Source organism: Streptomyces sp. NPDC051563 (genome assembly GCF_044454225.1).
Classification (GTDB): domain Bacteria; phylum Actinomycetota; class Actinomycetes; order Streptomycetales; family Streptomycetaceae; genus Streptomyces.
Map to the genome: position 1 here is coordinate 13,068 of NZ_JBITDL010000015.1, position 15,968 is coordinate 29,035.

Annotated in this window: 14 protein-coding genes; 11 read left to right on the plus strand and 3 right to left on the minus strand. The window is 73.2% G+C overall.

Going from position 1 to position 15,968, the window contains the following annotated elements:
- Window positions 1–11: 11 nt before the first annotated feature.
- Window positions 12–1,493, plus strand: a complete 1,482-nt coding sequence (locus tag ACIA8F_RS18950) for a hypothetical protein (protein WP_399380068.1) — start codon at window positions 12–14, stop codon at window positions 1,491–1,493.
- A 100-nt stretch (window positions 1,494–1,593) separates the two neighbouring features.
- Here ACIA8F_RS18950 and ACIA8F_RS18955 read toward each other — a convergent pair whose 3' ends face one another.
- The gene (locus tag ACIA8F_RS18955; RefSeq protein WP_399380069.1) at window positions 1,594–3,021 is read right to left on the minus strand and encodes a PP2C family protein-serine/threonine phosphatase; all 1,428 of its coding nucleotides are present in this window, start codon (window positions 3,019–3,021) and stop codon (window positions 1,594–1,596) included.
- Window positions 3,022–3,666: 645 nt separating this feature from the next.
- Between ACIA8F_RS18955 and ACIA8F_RS18960 the strand changes: the two genes are divergently transcribed.
- The 3 genes from ACIA8F_RS18960 (at window position 3,667) to ACIA8F_RS18970 (ending at window position 8,513) form a co-directional block, all read left to right on the plus strand.
- A complete protein-coding gene (locus ACIA8F_RS18960) occupies window positions 3,667–5,991 on the plus strand; it encodes a molybdopterin cofactor-binding domain-containing protein (RefSeq protein ID WP_399380071.1) in 2,325 nt (774 codons plus the stop codon).
- 22 nt (window positions 5,992–6,013) lie between these two features.
- Window positions 6,014–6,469, plus strand: a complete 456-nt coding sequence (locus ACIA8F_RS18965) for a (2Fe-2S)-binding protein (RefSeq protein WP_399380073.1) — start codon at window positions 6,014–6,016, stop codon at window positions 6,467–6,469.
- A 67-nt stretch (window positions 6,470–6,536) separates the two neighbouring features.
- Complete coding sequence (locus ACIA8F_RS18970) at window positions 6,537–8,513, plus strand: APC family permease (protein ID WP_399380075.1); 1,977 nt, start codon at window positions 6,537–6,539, stop codon at window positions 8,511–8,513.
- Here the strand turns inward: ACIA8F_RS18970 and ACIA8F_RS18975 are convergent.
- Window positions 8,395–9,654: a PucR family transcriptional regulator gene (locus ACIA8F_RS18975; RefSeq protein ID WP_399380076.1), complete on the minus strand. Its 1,260-nt coding sequence runs from the start codon at window positions 9,652–9,654 to the stop codon at window positions 8,395–8,397. The two genes, ACIA8F_RS18970 and ACIA8F_RS18975, sit on opposite strands and share 119 nt — an antisense overlap.
- Window positions 9,655–9,797: 143 nt before the next feature.
- On the opposite strand from ACIA8F_RS18975, the gene ACIA8F_RS18980 reads away from it, so the two are divergent.
- On the plus strand, window positions 9,798–10,370 hold the full coding sequence (locus ACIA8F_RS18980) for a TetR/AcrR family transcriptional regulator (RefSeq protein ID WP_399380078.1): 573 nt from the start codon (window positions 9,798–9,800) through the stop codon (window positions 10,368–10,370).
- Between the two features lie 75 nt (window positions 10,371–10,445).
- Entirely contained in the window at window positions 10,446–11,096 is a 651-nt protein-coding gene (locus ACIA8F_RS18985; protein WP_399380080.1) for a DUF6461 domain-containing protein, read from the plus strand.
- 58 nt (window positions 11,097–11,154) lie between these two features.
- Here ACIA8F_RS18985 and ACIA8F_RS18990 read toward each other — a convergent pair whose 3' ends face one another.
- Window positions 11,155–12,408, minus strand: a complete 1,254-nt coding sequence (locus tag ACIA8F_RS18990) for a M48 family metallopeptidase (protein ID WP_399380082.1) — start codon at window positions 12,406–12,408, stop codon at window positions 11,155–11,157.
- Between the two features lie 229 nt (window positions 12,409–12,637).
- Here ACIA8F_RS18990 and ACIA8F_RS18995 point away from each other — a divergent pair, with 229 nt between their 5' ends.
- From ACIA8F_RS18995 to ACIA8F_RS19015, 5 genes are all read left to right on the plus strand, one after another.
- Window positions 12,638–13,591 (plus strand): DUF4304 domain-containing protein, encoded by a 954-nt coding sequence (locus ACIA8F_RS18995; protein ID WP_399380084.1) that lies wholly within the window; start codon window positions 12,638–12,640, stop codon window positions 13,589–13,591.
- A gap of 134 nt (window positions 13,592–13,725) precedes the next feature.
- Window positions 13,726–14,025 carry a helix-turn-helix domain-containing protein gene (locus ACIA8F_RS19000; RefSeq protein WP_399380086.1) on the plus strand — a complete coding sequence of 100 codons (300 nt, stop codon included), beginning with the start codon at window positions 13,726–13,728 and terminating at the stop codon, window positions 14,023–14,025.
- Window positions 14,026–14,199: 174 nt separating this feature from the next.
- Window positions 14,200–14,601 (plus strand): hypothetical protein, encoded by a 402-nt coding sequence (locus ACIA8F_RS19005; RefSeq protein ID WP_399380088.1) that lies wholly within the window; start codon window positions 14,200–14,202, stop codon window positions 14,599–14,601.
- A gap of 11 nt (window positions 14,602–14,612) precedes the next feature.
- Window positions 14,613–15,374, plus strand: a complete 762-nt coding sequence (locus ACIA8F_RS19010; protein ID WP_399380371.1) for a transcriptional regulator — start codon at window positions 14,613–14,615, stop codon at window positions 15,372–15,374.
- A 71-nt stretch (window positions 15,375–15,445) separates the two neighbouring features.
- Window positions 15,446–15,886, plus strand: a complete 441-nt coding sequence (locus ACIA8F_RS19015; RefSeq protein WP_399380089.1) for a roadblock/LC7 domain-containing protein — start codon at window positions 15,446–15,448, stop codon at window positions 15,884–15,886.
- The last annotated feature ends 82 nt before the right edge of the window (window positions 15,887–15,968 follow it).

Here is a 15,968-nt window from a genome sequence, read left to right on the forward strand (position 1 = left end):
GGGGGCTTGACGTGAGCAAAGGTCCAAACACCCGTCTGAACGACCTGTTCGGCCTGGCCGGCTGGTCCAAGGGCGAACTGGCGAGGATGGTCAACCGGCAGGCGGCCTCGATGGGCCACCACCAGCTGGCCACCGACACCTCGCGGGTGCGGCGCTGGATCGACATGGGGGAGACCCCGCGCGAACCGGTGCCCACGGTACTGGCAGCACTGTTCACCGAGCGGCTCGGTCGTGTCGTGACCATCGAGGACCTCGGGTTCGTACGACAACGGCGCACCGCCAAACAGCAGCCGGACGGGGAGCAGGAGAACCCCGACGGGATGCCCTGGGCGCCCGAACGCACAGCCGCGGTCCTCACCGAATTCACGGGAATGGACCTCATGCTCAACCGTCGCGGTCTGATGAGCGCGGGTGCCGTGCTCACCGCCGGCTCCGCCATCGGCAACGCCATGCACGACTGGCTCCACACCGACCCCGCCCGTGCGAAGGAGGTACAGCGACACGGCGACTCCTTCCAGGCCGACTCCGCGGGCTACGACCGCTACGAGGCGGCGCCCATCGGCTCCCAGGAGATCGAGGCCCTCGAACGTTCGGTGGAGGTCTTCCGCGCCTGGGACGCCTCCAGAGGCGGCGGCCTCCAGCGCAAGGCCGTGGTCGGGCAGCTCAACGAGGTGGGCGGGATGCTCGCCTACCACCACCCCGACCACCTCCAGCGCAGGCTGTGGGGGGTGGCCGCCAACCTGGCGGTCCTGGCGGGCTGGATGTCCCACGACGTGGGCCTGGAGCCCACCGCGCAGAAGTACTTCGTCATCGCCGCGCACGCGGCCCGCGAGGGCGGCGACCGGCCGCGCGCGGGCGAGGCGCTCTCCCGGGCGGCCCGCCAGATGGTCCACCTGGGCAAGCCGAACGAGGCCCTCGACCTGATGAAGCTGGCCCAGTCCGGCTCGGGCGAGCAGACCCTGCCCCGGACCCGCGCCATGCTCCACACCATCGAGGCCTGGGCGCAGGCCGCGCTCGGCAAGGGGCAGGCCATGCGCCGCACCCTGGGCGAGGCCGAGGACCTGTTCGTGTCCACCTCGGGGGACGTGCCGCCGCCGTCCTGGATGCAGCACTTCGACGAGGCCGATCTGCACGGCATGCAGGCGCTGGCCTTCCGCACCCTCGCCGACCACGACCCCTCGGCGGCGACCATCGCGCAGCAGCACGCGAAGGAGGCCCTGCGGCTGCGGGCCGACGGCCACCAGCGTTCGAAGATCTTCGACTACATCTCGATGGCCTCCGCCTGCTTCATCGCCGACGACCCGGAACAGGCCGACCGCTACGCCCGCCTGGCGCTCGTCTCGATGAACGAGACCTCCTCGCACCGGACGTGGGACCGGCTGCGGGAGATGTACCGGCTCAGCGGCCACTATTCCGGATTCGCGGGCATCGAGGAGCTCCGCGAGGAGATCAAGCTGGCCCTCCCGAACAGCCCCGTGGCACGGTCGGTCTGAGCGGGTGGCCGGCCGGACCCGACGACGAGGAAAGGCCGCGCCTTCCGGCGCGGCCTAGAGTCCCGCGGAGTGCCGCGGACGATCTGTCTCCCGCAGCTCGCTAGGAGCCGATCCGGGCCACCAGGACGCAGGCGTCGTCCTCGCGCTCGCCCTCGCCGAACTCCCCGATCACCAGGCGCACACAGTCCTGGGCGGACCGGGCGGCGGAGAAGTGCGGTGCCAGCGCCAGCAGCCGCTCGGTCCCGTCGGCCTTGCTGAACTCGATGCTGCGCGGAGTCAGTCCGTCGGTGTGCAGGACGAGTACGTCGCCCACCTCCAGCCGCTCCTCGGCCTGGCCGTACGTGGCTCCGGAGGTGGCTCCGAGCAGGACGCCTTCGGGCGGCAGCAGCGAACGGCCCTGCCCGCGCCGGAACAGCAGCGGGGCGGGGTGGCCGGCCTGCGCCCAGGTCAGCACGCGGCGCGCGGGATCGTAGCGGCAGCACACCGCGGATCCGAGTGCGGGCTGCACGGAGGTCTCCAGGAGCTGGTTCAGCCAGCCCATCAGCGGGCCCGGTTCGATGCCCGCCATGGCCATCCCGCGCAGGGCGCCGAGCATCATCGCCATGCCGGAGGTCGCGGTCACCCCGTGCCCGGTGAGGTCACCCACCGTCAGCATCGAATCGCCGTGCGGGAGTTCGAGCGCGTCGTACCAGTCCCCGCCGATCAGTGCGCTGGTCGCGGAGGGCAGGTAGTGCGCCGCGAGGTCCAGCGCCCCGGTGTTGTCGTGCGGGAACCGCAGGGAGCCGCGCCACGGGGGGAGCACGGCTTCCTGCAGCTCGACCGCCAGCCGGCGCTCGGTCTGCGCGATCTCCTGCCGGCGCTGCAGCGAGTCCCTGGACTCGCGCACCGCCCGCTGGCTCCGGCGCAGTTCACTCACGTCCCGCAGCACGGCCCACATGGAGGCCGTGCAGCCGTCGGAGTCGAGTACCGGCTCGCCCCTCATGTGCAGCGTCCGGACCCGGCCGTCGGCCCGGACGATGCGGAACTCGCCGTCGATCGGCTTGCCGTCGACCAGACAGGCCGTCACCATCGCGGTCAGCAAGGGCTGGTCCTCGGAGAACAGGGTGGAGCCCAGTTCGTCGAGGGGGAGCGCGCCGGCCTCGGGGGAGCGGCCGAAGATCTGGAAGAGTTCCTCGGACCAACTGACCTCGTCCGTCAGCAGGTTCCACTCGGCACTGCCGACCCTGGTCTGCTGGGCCTCGGCCCCCGTCTCGGGGGCGGCCTGCGGCAGTGCGGCGGACTCGGCCGCGGTGGGCGGCAGTCCCTCCTTGAGCTGGCCCAAGTGCGCGCGGAGGTCGTCGAGGTGGTGGACGGCGAGATCGCACAGCGCGCGCTGCCAGCGGCCCTGTGCATCGTCGTCGTCGACCACGGTGTCGCGGCGGACGGCGTCGACTTCCCCTCGCAGCTGTCGGGTCTGCGAGATCAGCGCGTCCACCGACCCTGGCTCCGGGGGTTGCGCGGGGCGGTCCGCGTACAAGTGGGACGGCATCTGAGCTCCGATACAGGCGCGGCACGGCCAAGTCTGAGGAGGGACCGGTTCTGAAGGAAGGGCCGGTAACGACTGTGGCACAGCCGGCGACGGGTCGTAAGGCGTTTGGCAACATCCGACCCGGACTTGCTTAAGGCATATGCCTGAGGCCTTCCGGCCCTTCCTGGACCGTGCGAACGATTCCGGTCAGCGCGTGCCGACGGCCCGGTGGGGCGGCTCCGCGGGCCCTCGCCGTTCACGGAACGGACCGGCGCTGGCCCGAAGGGTGCGGTGCGTCGCAGCCGTGGTTCTTCACCCTCCTGTCCGCGGTCGGAAACCGGCCTTCCGGACGAGGGGGATCGATCGTACGGCCGAGGTGTACGAGGTCCGCCCGCTGCCGCGCCCACTTGGGGGCGACGCGGGATCCGGATCAACACGGCCGGGCCGCGACCCCCCGAACGAAGGACCCCGCGCTCCGTTTGGCGCCGTCCGCACCGGTCTTGGCGCCGTCCGTCCTGGCCGTCGCCCGGACGGTGCTGCGTCCGGTGTTCCGCCCGGCTGGTGATCAAGACTTCCGCCCGTACCGCCGAATGGCTACTCTACGTGCCGGTAACGAGCCGGGGAGGCCCGCCGAGGCGGGCCGCGCGCAGGGCGGGGACACACGACATGACCGGGCAGAGCCATGCGCCGACGGATGCACCGAACGACGGGCAGGGCCCTGCCCCGACCGACGGGCGGAGCGATGCGCCGCACGGCGGGCGCGGCCGGGCGCCGGCCGACGGCCGCAGCCGGAGCCGGCGGTCCTTCCTCACTTATCTGATCGCCGCCCCGACCCTGGCCCTCGTCACCCGCGCCGGGGCCGACCTCCTCGCCCCGCAGTCGGCACACGCCGTGGTCCCGACGCTGCCCGCCCTCGCCGACCTGGTGGACCTCGGCGACCTGTTCATCCTGGCCGGCGCCGCCACTTCGGCCCTGCTGGCGCTCGTGGTGGAGAGCGACGGAACCATCCGCTTCCGGCTCCCGCGCGAGGAGGTCGGCCAGGGGCTCACCACCGCCGTGGCGATGCTCGTCGCCGAGGAACTGGACGCCCCGCTGGCCGCCGTACGGGTCGAACTGGACGACGCGCGCCCCGAGCTGCTCTTCAACCAGCTCACCGGATCCTCCAACTCCGTCCGCTCCCTCTACGGTCCGGTCCGCCAGTGCGCCGCCACCGCCCGGGCCCGGCTGGTCGCGGCCGCCGCCGTGCGCTGGAGGCTCCCGGCAGCGGGCCTGACCACGGTGAACGGCGCCGTCCGCGCCCCCGACGGCCGCACCGCGACCTACGGTTCCCTCGCCGCGGCCGCCGCCGACCCCGCCCTGATCGTCCTCGGCGCCACCCCCAAGCCGCCGGCGCAGCACGCCCTGGTCGGCAAGCCCACCAGCCGGATCGACGCCCGTGCCATGGTCACCGGGGCGCAGCGCTACACCCTCGACCTCGACGTCCCCGGTGCCAAGCCCTGCGTGGTCCGCCGCCCGCCCACGCTCGGCGGCAGCGTCCGCTCCGTCGCCAACCTCGGCGCCGTCCGGGCCATGCCCGGGGTCCTGCACGTGGTTACCGTCGCCACCGGGGTCGCCGTCGTCGCCGAGACCTTCGGGCAGGCCCTCGACGCCAAGGCGGCCCTCCAGGTCACCTGGGGCCCGGGCCCGGCGGACCAGCTCTCGGACGCGGCCGTACGGACGAAGCTGCGCGCCGCCACTCCGCCGCTGCTCGTGCCGCCGCTGCTCACCGCGCACGTGGACGCCGAGTTCGACTTCGCCTTCGTCAGCCACGCGCCGATGGAGACCAACTCGGCCGTCGCCGACGTGCGCGAGGACCGCGCCGAGATCTGGTCCGGGCTCAAGTCGCCGATCGTGGCCCGCGAGACGATCGCCGCCGACCTGGGCCTGCCCCTCGACAAGGTCACCGTCCACGTGGTGCAGGCGGGCGGCTCCTTCGGCCGCCGGCTGTTCTTCGATGCCGCCCTGGAGGCGGCCCGGATCTCCAAGGCCTGCCGCCGCCCGGTCCGGCTGATGTGGACCCGCGTCGACGACACCCGGCACGGCCGGATGCGCCCGGCCACCCACCACAAGATCCGGGCGACGCACCTGCTGGGCGAGGTGCTCAGCTTCGAGCACCGGGTCGCCGCCGCGGAGACCGACTTCCGGCACGGCCTCGGCGAGATCATCACCGCCACCGCCGCGAGCCTCCCGCTCGGCATCGGCAACGCCACCCTCGCCCAGACCCTGTTCCTCACCACGATCAAGTCCCCGTACCACTTCGGGCTCACGACCCAGGCGCTCACCGAGGTCCCGACCGGAGTCCCCACCGGGTCCTGGCGCTCGGTGTACTCGGCGAACACCCGCGGGGCCGAGGAGATCGTGGTGGACGAGCTGGCCGCCGCGACCGGCCGGGACCCGTACCAGTTCCGCCGGACCTTCCTGAAGACGGCCGCCCAGCGCGCCGTGCTCGACAAGGCGGCCGCCGAAGGGGACTGGGGCCGGGCCATGCCCGCCGGGTGCGCCCAGGGCATCGCCTTCCACGAGGAGTACAAGTCCCGGACGGCCTGCCTGGTCGAGATCGACACCAGGGATCCGGAGCACATCCGGGTGACGAAGGCGGTCATCGCCGTCGACGTGGGCCTGCCCGTCAATCCGCGCGGTCTGGAGGCCCAGATGATCGGCGGCCTGACCGACGCGATCTCCACCACGCTGAAGGCCGGCCTGCACCTGGACAAGGGGCTGCCGCTGGAGGGCAGTTACAGCCAGTTCCACTGGGCGCGGCAGCGCGACACCCCGAAGGACGTACGGGTCTTCGTGCTCCCGGCGACCGGCACCGAGCCCGGCGGAGCCGGCGAGCTGGGCCTGCCCGCCGCCGTGGGCGCCATCGCCAACGCCTACGCCCGGGCCACCGGCACCAAGCCGCGCAGCTTCCCCCTCGACTTCGACGTCGACTTCACCCCTTACCCGCGCTAGCAAGCCAGCCAGGAGCCGAGCCGTGCCCTCGCACACCTTCACCGTCAACGGGCAGAGCGTCACCGTGGACGCGCCCGACGATCTGCCCCTGCTGTGGGTGCTCCGCGACATGCTGAACGTACGCGGCCCCAAATACGGCTGCGGAGTGGACGTCTGCAAGGCCTGTACGAGCCACCTCGACGGGGTGGACGTCCGTCCGTGCGTGGTGCCGGTCTCGGCGTGCGCGGGGAAGGCGGTGACCACGATCGAGGGACTGGCCGACGGCGAGGACCTGCACCCGGTGCAGGAGGCCTGGCTCGAACAGGACGTCGCCCAGTGCGGCTTCTGCCAGCCCGGCCAGATCATGGCGGCCGTCGCCCTGCTGCGGCGGACGAGCACGCCCACGGACGAGGACATCGACGCGATCGCCAACATCTGCCGCTGTGGAACGTACTTCCGGATCCGGGAGGCGATCCGCAGCGCGGCGGCGAAGATGTAGCCGGTTCACCCCATGACACAGGGTTTATATGGGACAAATCAACATGATTTTGGCTGATCATGCCTGAATGAGGCGTATCAATGCGAAACGTGTGCTGGTCGGCGAACCGCTCGACACCGCGCGTCTGGGCGAAACCCTGCTGCCCAAACGGCTCGCGCTCCCGATCTTCTGCAGCGACCCGCTCTCCTCCGTGGCCTACGCCACCGAGGAGATCCTGCTGATCCTCGCCCTCGGCGGGGTCGCGCTGCTCCACCTCGCCTGGTACGCGGCCGCCGCCATCGTGTTCCTGCTCGTGGTCGTCGTCGCCTCCTACCGGCAGACCTGCTACGCCTACCCGGGCGGCGGCGGCGCCTACATCGTCAGCTCCAAGAACCTCGGCCAGACCGCCGCCCTCACCGCCGCGAGCGCCCTGCTCGTCGACTACGTCATGACGGTCGCCGTGTCCGTGGTCTCGGGGGTCTCCGCCATCACCTCGGCGATCCCCTCCCTCTCCGACCACGAAGTCCCCCTGTCGGTGGGTTTCGTGGTGCTGCTGACCCTCATGAACCTGCGCGGGGTGCGGGAATCGGGCCGGGTCTTCGCCGTACCCACCTACGGCTTCGTCCTCGTCATCTACCTGATGTTCGCGGTGGCCGCCTACCGGCTCGCCACCGGAGACACGATCCGCGCCGAATCCGCCGCGCTGCCCATCACCGCCGAGGGCAACTACGCCGGCCTCGCCGTGGTGCTCCTCGCGCTGCGGGCCTTCGCCTCCGGCTGTACCGCGCTCACGGGCGTCGAGGCCATCAGCAACGGCGTCCCCGCCTTCCAGAAGCCGAAGAGCAAGAACGCGGCGACCACCCTCGCCGCGATGGGCGCGCTGGCCGTCACCATGTTCGCCGGGATCACCTACCTCGCCATGACCTACCAGGTGCACGTGGCGGCCGAGCCGACCGAGCTGGGCCTGGCCCCGGGAACCCCGATGTCCACGGCGCTCGCCCAGATCGGCCGGGCCACCTTCGGCGACTGGCACGTCCTGTTCTACCTGCTCCAGGCCGTCACGGCCGGCGTCCTGATCCTCGCCGCGAACACCGCCTTCAACGGCTTCCCGATGCTCGCCTCGATCCTCGCCAAGGACCGGTACGTACCGCGCCAGCTCTTCAACCGCGGCGACCGGCTCGTCTACTCCAACGGCGTCGTCCTGCTGGCCCTCGCCGCCATCGGCCTGATCATCGCCTTCGACGCCCAGCTGACCCGCCTCATCCAGCTCTACATCATCGGGGTGTTCGTCTCCTTCACCCTCTCCCAGGCCGGCATGGTCCGGCACTGGCAGCAGGAGCTGGCCTCCCCGGAGACCCGCAAGGAGGAGCGGATCCACATCCACCGCCGGCTCGCCATCAACGCGGTCGGCGCCACCATGACCTTCGTGGTCCTGGTCATCGTCCTGATCACCAAGTTCACCCACGGAGCCTGGCTCGTCGTCATCGCCATGCCGCTGCTCTTCATCGGCATGAAGGGCGTGCGCCGCCACTACGACACCGTGGCCCGGGAAGTCGCCGTCGCCCCCGGGGTCAAACCCCGCAAGCCCGCCCGCCACCACGTCGTCGTCCTCGTCGCCTCCGTGCACGCGCCCACGCTCAAGGCCCTCGGCTTCGCCATGGGCCTGCGCCCCGACACCCTGACGGCCGTCTCGGTGGCCGCCGACGAGGAGGACGCGAGCCGGCTGCGCGCGGACTGGGCGGACCACGACCCCGGCATCCCGCTCAAGGTGCTGCACTCCCCGTACCGCGAGGTGGTCGGGCCCGTACTGGCCTACGTACAGGAGCAGGCGGCCGCCGAGGGCACGGACATGCTCTCCGTGGTCATCCCGGAGTACGTGGTCGGGCACTGGTGGGAACAGCCCCTGCACAACCAGAACGCCCTGCGGCTCAAGGCGCGTCTGCTCTTCACGCCCGGGGTCGCGGTGATCGACGTGCCGTTCCTGCTGGAGTCGGCGCGGCCGCCGAAGGAGGGGGACCCGGGGGAGCGGCGGGAGGGGGCGGGGACCCGGCCGGGCGCTGGGTGACCGCCGTGTGCGCCAGTGCCAGCTCCACGACGTGGGCGGGATCGGCCAGCGACCGGCCGGTGAGCTGCTCCAGGCGGCGCATCCGGTTCGAGACGGTGTTGCGGTGGCAGTACAGCCGCTGGGCGGCGTACGCGGTCGAGCCCCGGCAGGCCAGCCAGGTGCCCAGCGTGGTCAGCAGCACCCCGCGGTCCTCCGGAGCCAGTGCCAGGACCGGACCCAGCACCACCTGACGCAGCCGGCCCGCCAGTTCGGGCTCGGCCGCCACCAGGGCCGCCGGGAGCCGTTCGTCCAGCAGCGCGGTGTGCGGGCCCTCGGCTCCCGGCGCCGCGCGCAGCGCGAGTACGGCCAGCCGGCGGGCCCCGGCCAGTTCGCCCGGAGTCTCCACCACCGGGCTCACCCCGGCCCGTAAGCCCAGGGGCGCGAGCAGATCGGTCACGGAGGCCAGTGGCAGCCCGCCGAGCTCCACCAGGCCGGTCTCCCCGTCGGCGCGGATCCGCCACAGCACGCGCGGGGCGCCGCCCGGGGCCGCCGGCCGGGCTTCCTCCCCGGGATCGAGGACCACCACGGCGAACCGGCCGCGCTCCGGCAGCCCGAGCCGCCGCGCCGGCTCGGCGGACCGGCCCGCCGGCCCGACGCCGTCGAACAGGGCGTCGAGCAGGGCACCCCGCAGCTCCCGCTCGCGGTCCCCGCGCACCGCCTCGGCCCGCCGGTAGGACTCGGCCGCGGCGTCCGCCATCCGGTCGACCACGTCCCACAGTGCGGGCGCCCCGGGCAGCAGCCGGGGCAGCGCCGCCCGGTCGTGGGCGGCGACGGCCTCCGTCAGGACCTGCCACAGCAGCCTGCCGGCGAGCCGGTGCACCCGCAGCAGGGAATCGAGCGGCAGCCCCTGCCGGGCGCGGAGCTCGCCGTCGGCGCGGGCCTCGCCGAGCTCGGGCGGCAGTCCGCGGGACGCCCGGACCAGACCGTCGACGCTCTGGCGGAGCAGCTGGTGGACCCGCTCGCGCAGGGCGGCCCGGCCGAGCAGGGCGACGTAGACCGCGCAGGCCGGATCCTCGGCCGGCGACCGGTCGGCGAGCCGCTCGGCGGCCACGGCGATCCGGCGGTCCAGGTCCTCGCGTATCTCCCCGATGATCCGCTCCATGACGGGCAGGGTGGCACGTCCGACGGGGCGCTGGGGAGGGCCTCGACGAGGCGGCGTCCGCTAGCGTGTCCGAAGCACTGCACGTGCAGTGCATATGCGGCGGTCATACCGGCGGCCGCGCCCACACGGTCAGGTACCCACCCATGCGCCAGAACCCGGAGCGCCGCGCCGCGCTGCTCGACGCCGCCATCGAAGTCCTCGCCCGCGAAGGCTCCCGGGGGCTGACCCTGCGCGCAGTGGACGCGGAGGCCGGGGTGCCCACGGGCACCGCCTCCAACTACTTCGCCCACCGTGCCCAGCTCCTCGTGCAGATCCTGCACCGCACCCGCGAACGGCTGACCCCCGATCCGGCCGACCTCGCGGGGCCGCTCGACACCAAGGTGCTGCTGCGCCGCCTCCTGGAGCGCATGCGCCGCGAGCGCAGCGTCCACACCGCGATGCTGGAGCTGCGCCTGGAGGCCACCCGGCGGCCCGAACTCCAGGAGGCACTGGCCGGGTTCCAGGGCGCCGAACTGGAGGCGAACCTCGACTGGCACCTGGAGGCGGGACTGCCGGGGGACCGGCAGGGCGTGGTCCTGATCTACCTGGCCATGCTCGGGCTGATCGTCGACGACCTGACCGTGCCCGGACTGCTGGAGCCCCGGTCCGCCGACGGGATCGAGGGGCTCATCGACACCATGGTCGAGCGTCTCCTCCCGGAGGGACCCGCCGACTGACTATCGTGCCGGTAGGGCCGGTTCCGGCAGGACCGGCTCGCATCGCGGGGATCGTGGAGATCGCGGGAGGCAGCCGTGGCATGGGCGGACATCACGGCGCAGGGCGCGGACGAGGGCGCCCGCGGCTGCGACGGGGGCATCCAGTGGCTGGCGGACTGGAGCGCCTGGTACGTCAGCCTCACCTTCGCCCGGGGCATCGGCCCCGAGGAACTCGCCGCCCGGCTCGGCGCCCTGCCGGACCTGCACCCCGGGCCGCTCGGAGCCATCGACGCGTGGAGCATGGTCACCGAGACGGTGGACGGGGACGGCGTCGCCCGGGTCGGGAGCTGGGGCGGCTGGTCCTTCGCCGTGGAACACGGAGTGCCCGCCGGGGCGCAGCGCCTCGCGGAGGTCTCCCGCTCCGGGGCCGAGGCCGTCCACCTCGACCCGCAGCCCGATCACCCGCCCAAGCAGTTCGCGTACGCCCGGGACGGCGAGCTGGTCTGCTGCTTCGGCCTCGGCGAGGAGCACTGGCGCGGCGGCCACCGGCCCGACTTCCTCCTGCCCGAGCTGGTCGAGGCCAAGATCCTCACCCCGGACGGCTGCTACGCCCGCCCCGACGACGAACCGGACGAGGAGCGCGACCGCCTCACCCTCGCCGTACTGGAACACCGCTTCGCCCTGTCCCTTCCCCGCCGCCTCGTCGAGGAGACCCCGCTCCCGGCCTTCGTGACCTGCACGCAATAGGCCGGAGGAACGGGGCACGTCCGAGAAGGAAGTGCGTCCCGGCGGGGCGTACGTCCCTTCAGCCGGCGTGGTCCCGGATCACCCGGCGGGCCAGCACGGCGCGGGCCGCAGCCAGCTCGGCCGCGACCACCTGCGCCCGGGAGCCGTCGCAGACGACCCGGGCGGGCTGCGGCCCGGCCGAGGCCAGGCACCGGCGCCGCAGGTGGGTCGGCGGATGGGTGTCGTCGACACTGTGCCCGCGCCGGGCCGATACCCGGCGCAGCCGCTCGTACTCGTGCTCGGGGACGAGGGCGATCCGCGCGGCCAGCCGTTCCCACAGCTCCCGTTCGGCGGCTTCGCGGACCTCGCGCGCGTCGCGTCCCCCCGATCCGAGGCCGGCCCGGGCCGCCGCCATCGACTCGCGGCGCAGGTGGGCCTCGACGCCCTCGCCGACCAGCATCCGGTCGAGCAGCGTGACGGCCGCCGCGCTGGAACCGGCCCGGGCCGCGCCGGTGTCGGCCAGGTACTCCGCACGCTGCGAGGCCCGCAGGGTCAGGCCGTCGAGCAGGTGGATCAGTCCGTAGACCGTCCAGCGCGGCAGGAACGTCAGGGCGTTCAGGAACCAGTCCACGATGCTCCCGTGGTTCACCGAGCGCAGGACGAAGAGCCATTCGACGAGGGACCGCAGGGCCCCGTGCATCAGGAAGGAGGAGCGGATGTCGCCGTTCGCGAAGTGCCCGAGCTCGTGCCCCAGCAGGGCCACGCGCTCCTGCGGCGTGAGGATCTCCCACAGGCCGAGGCCCAGGACCAGCACGCGACGGCCGCGGTACCCGTAGGTGCTGACCGCGGCGTTGAAGGAGGCGTCCACCACCACCGCGTGCACCCCCGCGGTCCCGACGGCCGCGCCCACCTCGTCGATCAGCCCGAAGAGTCCGGGGGCGTCCGCCCGGTACAGCACCGCGGGACCGCTCGGGCTCCGGCCGGGCCGGGGCAGCAGCACCGCCACGCCCACCAGGAGCAGGACGCCGAGCACCGGCTGGATCCCGGTGTGCCACCCGCCGACGATCAGCACGGCCGCGGCCAGGAACAGGCCCGCGGTGATCCCGTGCACCAGCAGGGCGAGCCCGAAGGCCAGGACGGTCGAGCCGTCCGGCCGGCCCCGGCGGTCCCCGCTCCCGACCCGCCCGATCTCCTCCGCCAGCTGCTCCCCGTGCCGCCGGGCCAGACGGCGCCGGACCTGCGCGAGGCGCCCCCGGTCCGGATCCGGGGCGCCCGGGTCCACGTTCCAGTCACAGGCCGCGCACCAGGTCACGTACCACGGGTGCACGCTCACCTCGGTCCCGCACTCCGGGCACGGCCGTACCTCCGGTCCGTGCGCCTCCGGCGCCTCCGGTGCCCCGGCGTCCCGTCTCACGGTTTCCACGTCCGCTGATCCCCCTCCCCGCCGCCGACCAGCCGTGATCCGCGGTCCGCGCAGGATAGAGGGCCACCGGACGGACCTCGCGGGCGCCCGGGGATGGACGGTTTTGGTCGGGGAGGGGGCGGCTTGTGACACTACGAGGGTGAACGCGACCGACTTGTTCCATCAGACGCTGCGCGAGCGGATCGCCCCGGCGCTGCGCGATGCGGGTTTCACCGGCACGGGGCTGGAGTACCGGCTCCGCGACGCCGAACCCGACCATGCGCTGCTCGGCTTCCAGCGGAGCGCCTCGTCCGGGGCCGCCGAGTGCCGGTTCACCATCAATCTGCGCGCCGTCCCGTACGCGGAGCACGAGGCCCTGCGGCGGCTGCGGCCGGCCCTCGGGACCCGGCTCAGTGCCAACCGCGTCGGCCCCGTCGGCTGGCACTCCAGGATCGGCCGCCTCCTCGGCCATCCGCACGACCACTGGTGGAGCATCACCGACGAACGCAGTGCCGCCCGGGTCGCGGACGAGGTCACGGACGCGGTACTGCGGTGCGCCGTCCCCGCCCTCTGGGGAGAGGTGAGCGACCGGCCCCCGCTGCCGGGGCCGGTGGTGGATCCGGTGCCCGACTGCCTGGACCCGGTGTGCCTGCGCGTGGACGGCGACCCGTTCCCCGTGACGATGGGGGAGGCCCCGCTGCCCGTGGACCTGGAAGGCACCCTCGTCCTGGAGATCGGAGAGCGCCGCCGGGCCTCGCCCTTCCTCACCGTCCACGACGAGTTGACCGATGCGGAGGCGCGCATCGTCATAGACGCCCCCTGGCGGCTGGAGCAGCCGCTCTTCGGCTCGGTCCGGGTCGGCATCGCCGCCGACGGCGACGTCCGGGTCTCCGCCAGCCCCGGCAGCATGCTCCCCGGCCATCCGCTGGCGCTCCTCGGCGAACTGGCCCTGTGCCGGATCAACACGGCCGAGGTCACCGGCAACGGCTCCCTGCGGCTCACCTTCGAACGGGGCACCCCGCGCGAGGCCTGCCTCACCGTCTCCGGCGCTCCGCACGCGCTGACCGTCGGTGCGCCCTGGCACATCGAAGGCTGGACGGCGGCCCGCATCTGAGCGGAGCGCCCGGTCTCCGCGGGGCGGGCATGAGTTGATCTTATGCTCAGGTTTACGCGCGTCCGCTGGTTTTGCGGCCGGTGAGCGACTTTGATGGGTTTGCCAGGCCTCGTACCGGAGCAGGGGGACCACTCATGGGCACCGAACACAGCCACAAGGACAGCGCGGGCGGCGCGGACGGCGCGAGCGGCGCGCACGGCGGCGGCGCCGCCACCCCCACCGCACCTACCCTCATCGGTTCCGTGCAGCGGGCGTTGCGGCTCGTGGAGGCGATGTACGCGGAGGGCGGGGCGACCGCCAAGCGCCTGGCCCGGGTCACCGGAATCCCGCTGCCCACCGTGTACCACCTGCTGCGCACCCTGAGCCACGAGGGCTACGTACAGCGCGAGGGCGGGTCCTTCCGGCTCGCGGACGATCTGCCGCTCGCTTCGTGATCCACAACAACGGTCAAAAGAGGTGGGGTTCCGGCCAAGCTGTCACGTGCCATCGCGCATGTTCCAGCGGAAAATGCCAGAACGCCCTTCCGTACTGCGGAACTTGAGTAAGTTCCCTTCTGTCGCGCCGTACGACCGTGCACCACGCCCGGTCCGGCCGGGAGGGGAGCCCGCGTGCCCGGGATCGACGAATGCCTGCTCGAAGCCATGGCCCTGCCTGGTGCCAGGGGGGCCGCGCTGGTCGACTGGAGCAGCGGACTGGCCCTCGGCACCGCCGGGGAATCACCGGTGGGGGACCACGAGACCACTGCGGCGGAGACCGCCGAACTGGCCCGGGCCGCCGCCGAGTACGAGTCCTTCGCCCCGGACGGAACCGAGGAGGCGCAGGACGGCGCCGGACCGCCCGTCGAGGACCTGATCGTCACCACCCGGACCGGCTACCACGTGCTCCGCTTCGTCGAGACCAGCTTCGACAGCAGTGTGTTCCTGCACCTGTGGCTCGACCGGACCGACGGAAACCTCGCCCTCGCCCGGCACAGACTCAGAGCCCTGGCCGAGGAGCTGGTGCTGAAGTGACCGCCGTCGCCATGGCCGCCGTCTCCCCGCTGCTCACCCGGCTCGCCGCCGAACGGGCCACCGGCGCCCTGTTCCGGGAGCGCGGCACCCTCTTCCTGGAGGACGGCCGCGTGGTGCACGCGGAGAGCCCGGCCACCCCCGGACTCGACGTCCTGCTCACCACGGGCGGGGGGCTCACCCCCGAGCGCTGGACCGAAGCCGTGAACGAGGCCGGCGCCCGCCGCCAGGTCGCCCGCTTCCTCGTCGACAGCGGCGGGCTCGCGGGCGGCGAACTGGAGATATGCCACCTCGCCGCCATCTTCGACGCCGCCTTCTTCGCACTCTCCCCGGGCAGCGGCCCCTCCCGCTTCCGCCGCGGGGCCACCCACTGGATCGGCTCCGTCCGCTCCGTACCGGCCGCCGCCGTCGAGCGGGAGAGCTGCCGCCGCCGCGAACTGCTCGACGCGGTCTGGCCCTACCCGCTGCTGGACACCTCCCCGGTCGTGCCCCGGGCCGCCGCCCCCGGACAGACCGTCACCGCCCGCCAGCGGATCCTGCTCGACCGCGCCGACGGGGTCCGCACACCGGCGGACCTCGCCTGGGCACTGGGCCGGCCGGCCTTCCACACCCTGCTCGACGTACGACGCCTCGCGGCGGCCGGGCTGGTCGAGACCCCGCACGCGCCGGCACCCGCCGCGGTGGAGGCGCCGCTGCCCGACTGGATGACGCAGGCACAGTCCCCGGACGTGGCATTGCTGCGCCGGTTACGCGACGCACTGGAGGCAAGCCTGTGAGGCTCCCGCTGCGAGCCGCCCAGCGCGGCGACCGTTCCGAGCGGCGGCAGCCCGAAAGGAGAAGGTCTGACATGAGTACGGTGCCCGCCGAAGCCGAGGCCGAGATACTCGCCGAGCTCCGACGGCTGCGGGCCCGCGTCCCGCAGCTGGGCGGGGCCCTCGCCGCGAGCGTCGACGGCCTGGTCCTGGCCCACGACAGCGCCGCCACCGAGGCGGAATCCGTCGCGGCCCTGACCGCCGCGGCCCTCGGAGTGGCCCAGCGGCTCAGCGACTGCACCGGCCAGGGCGCCTTCCGCGAGCTGCTCGTCCGCGGGGAGGACGGCTACGTGGCCACCTACGCGGCCGGCGACGCCGCCGTACTGACCCTGATCGCGGAGCCGCGCGTCAACGTCGGCCGGCTCCACCTGGAGGCCCGCAGGTCCAGCCTGCGCATAGCGGAGCTGATCGACCACAGCCTCGGCCGCCGCGGCCCGGCCCCGGGCGCGGTGCCCGGCACCGACCAGGGCTCCTGACCCCCCTCGGATCCCCCCTCGACCACGTACGTACGTACCGACCGAACGAAACGCACAGGACACCGAAGAGAAAGAGGAACCC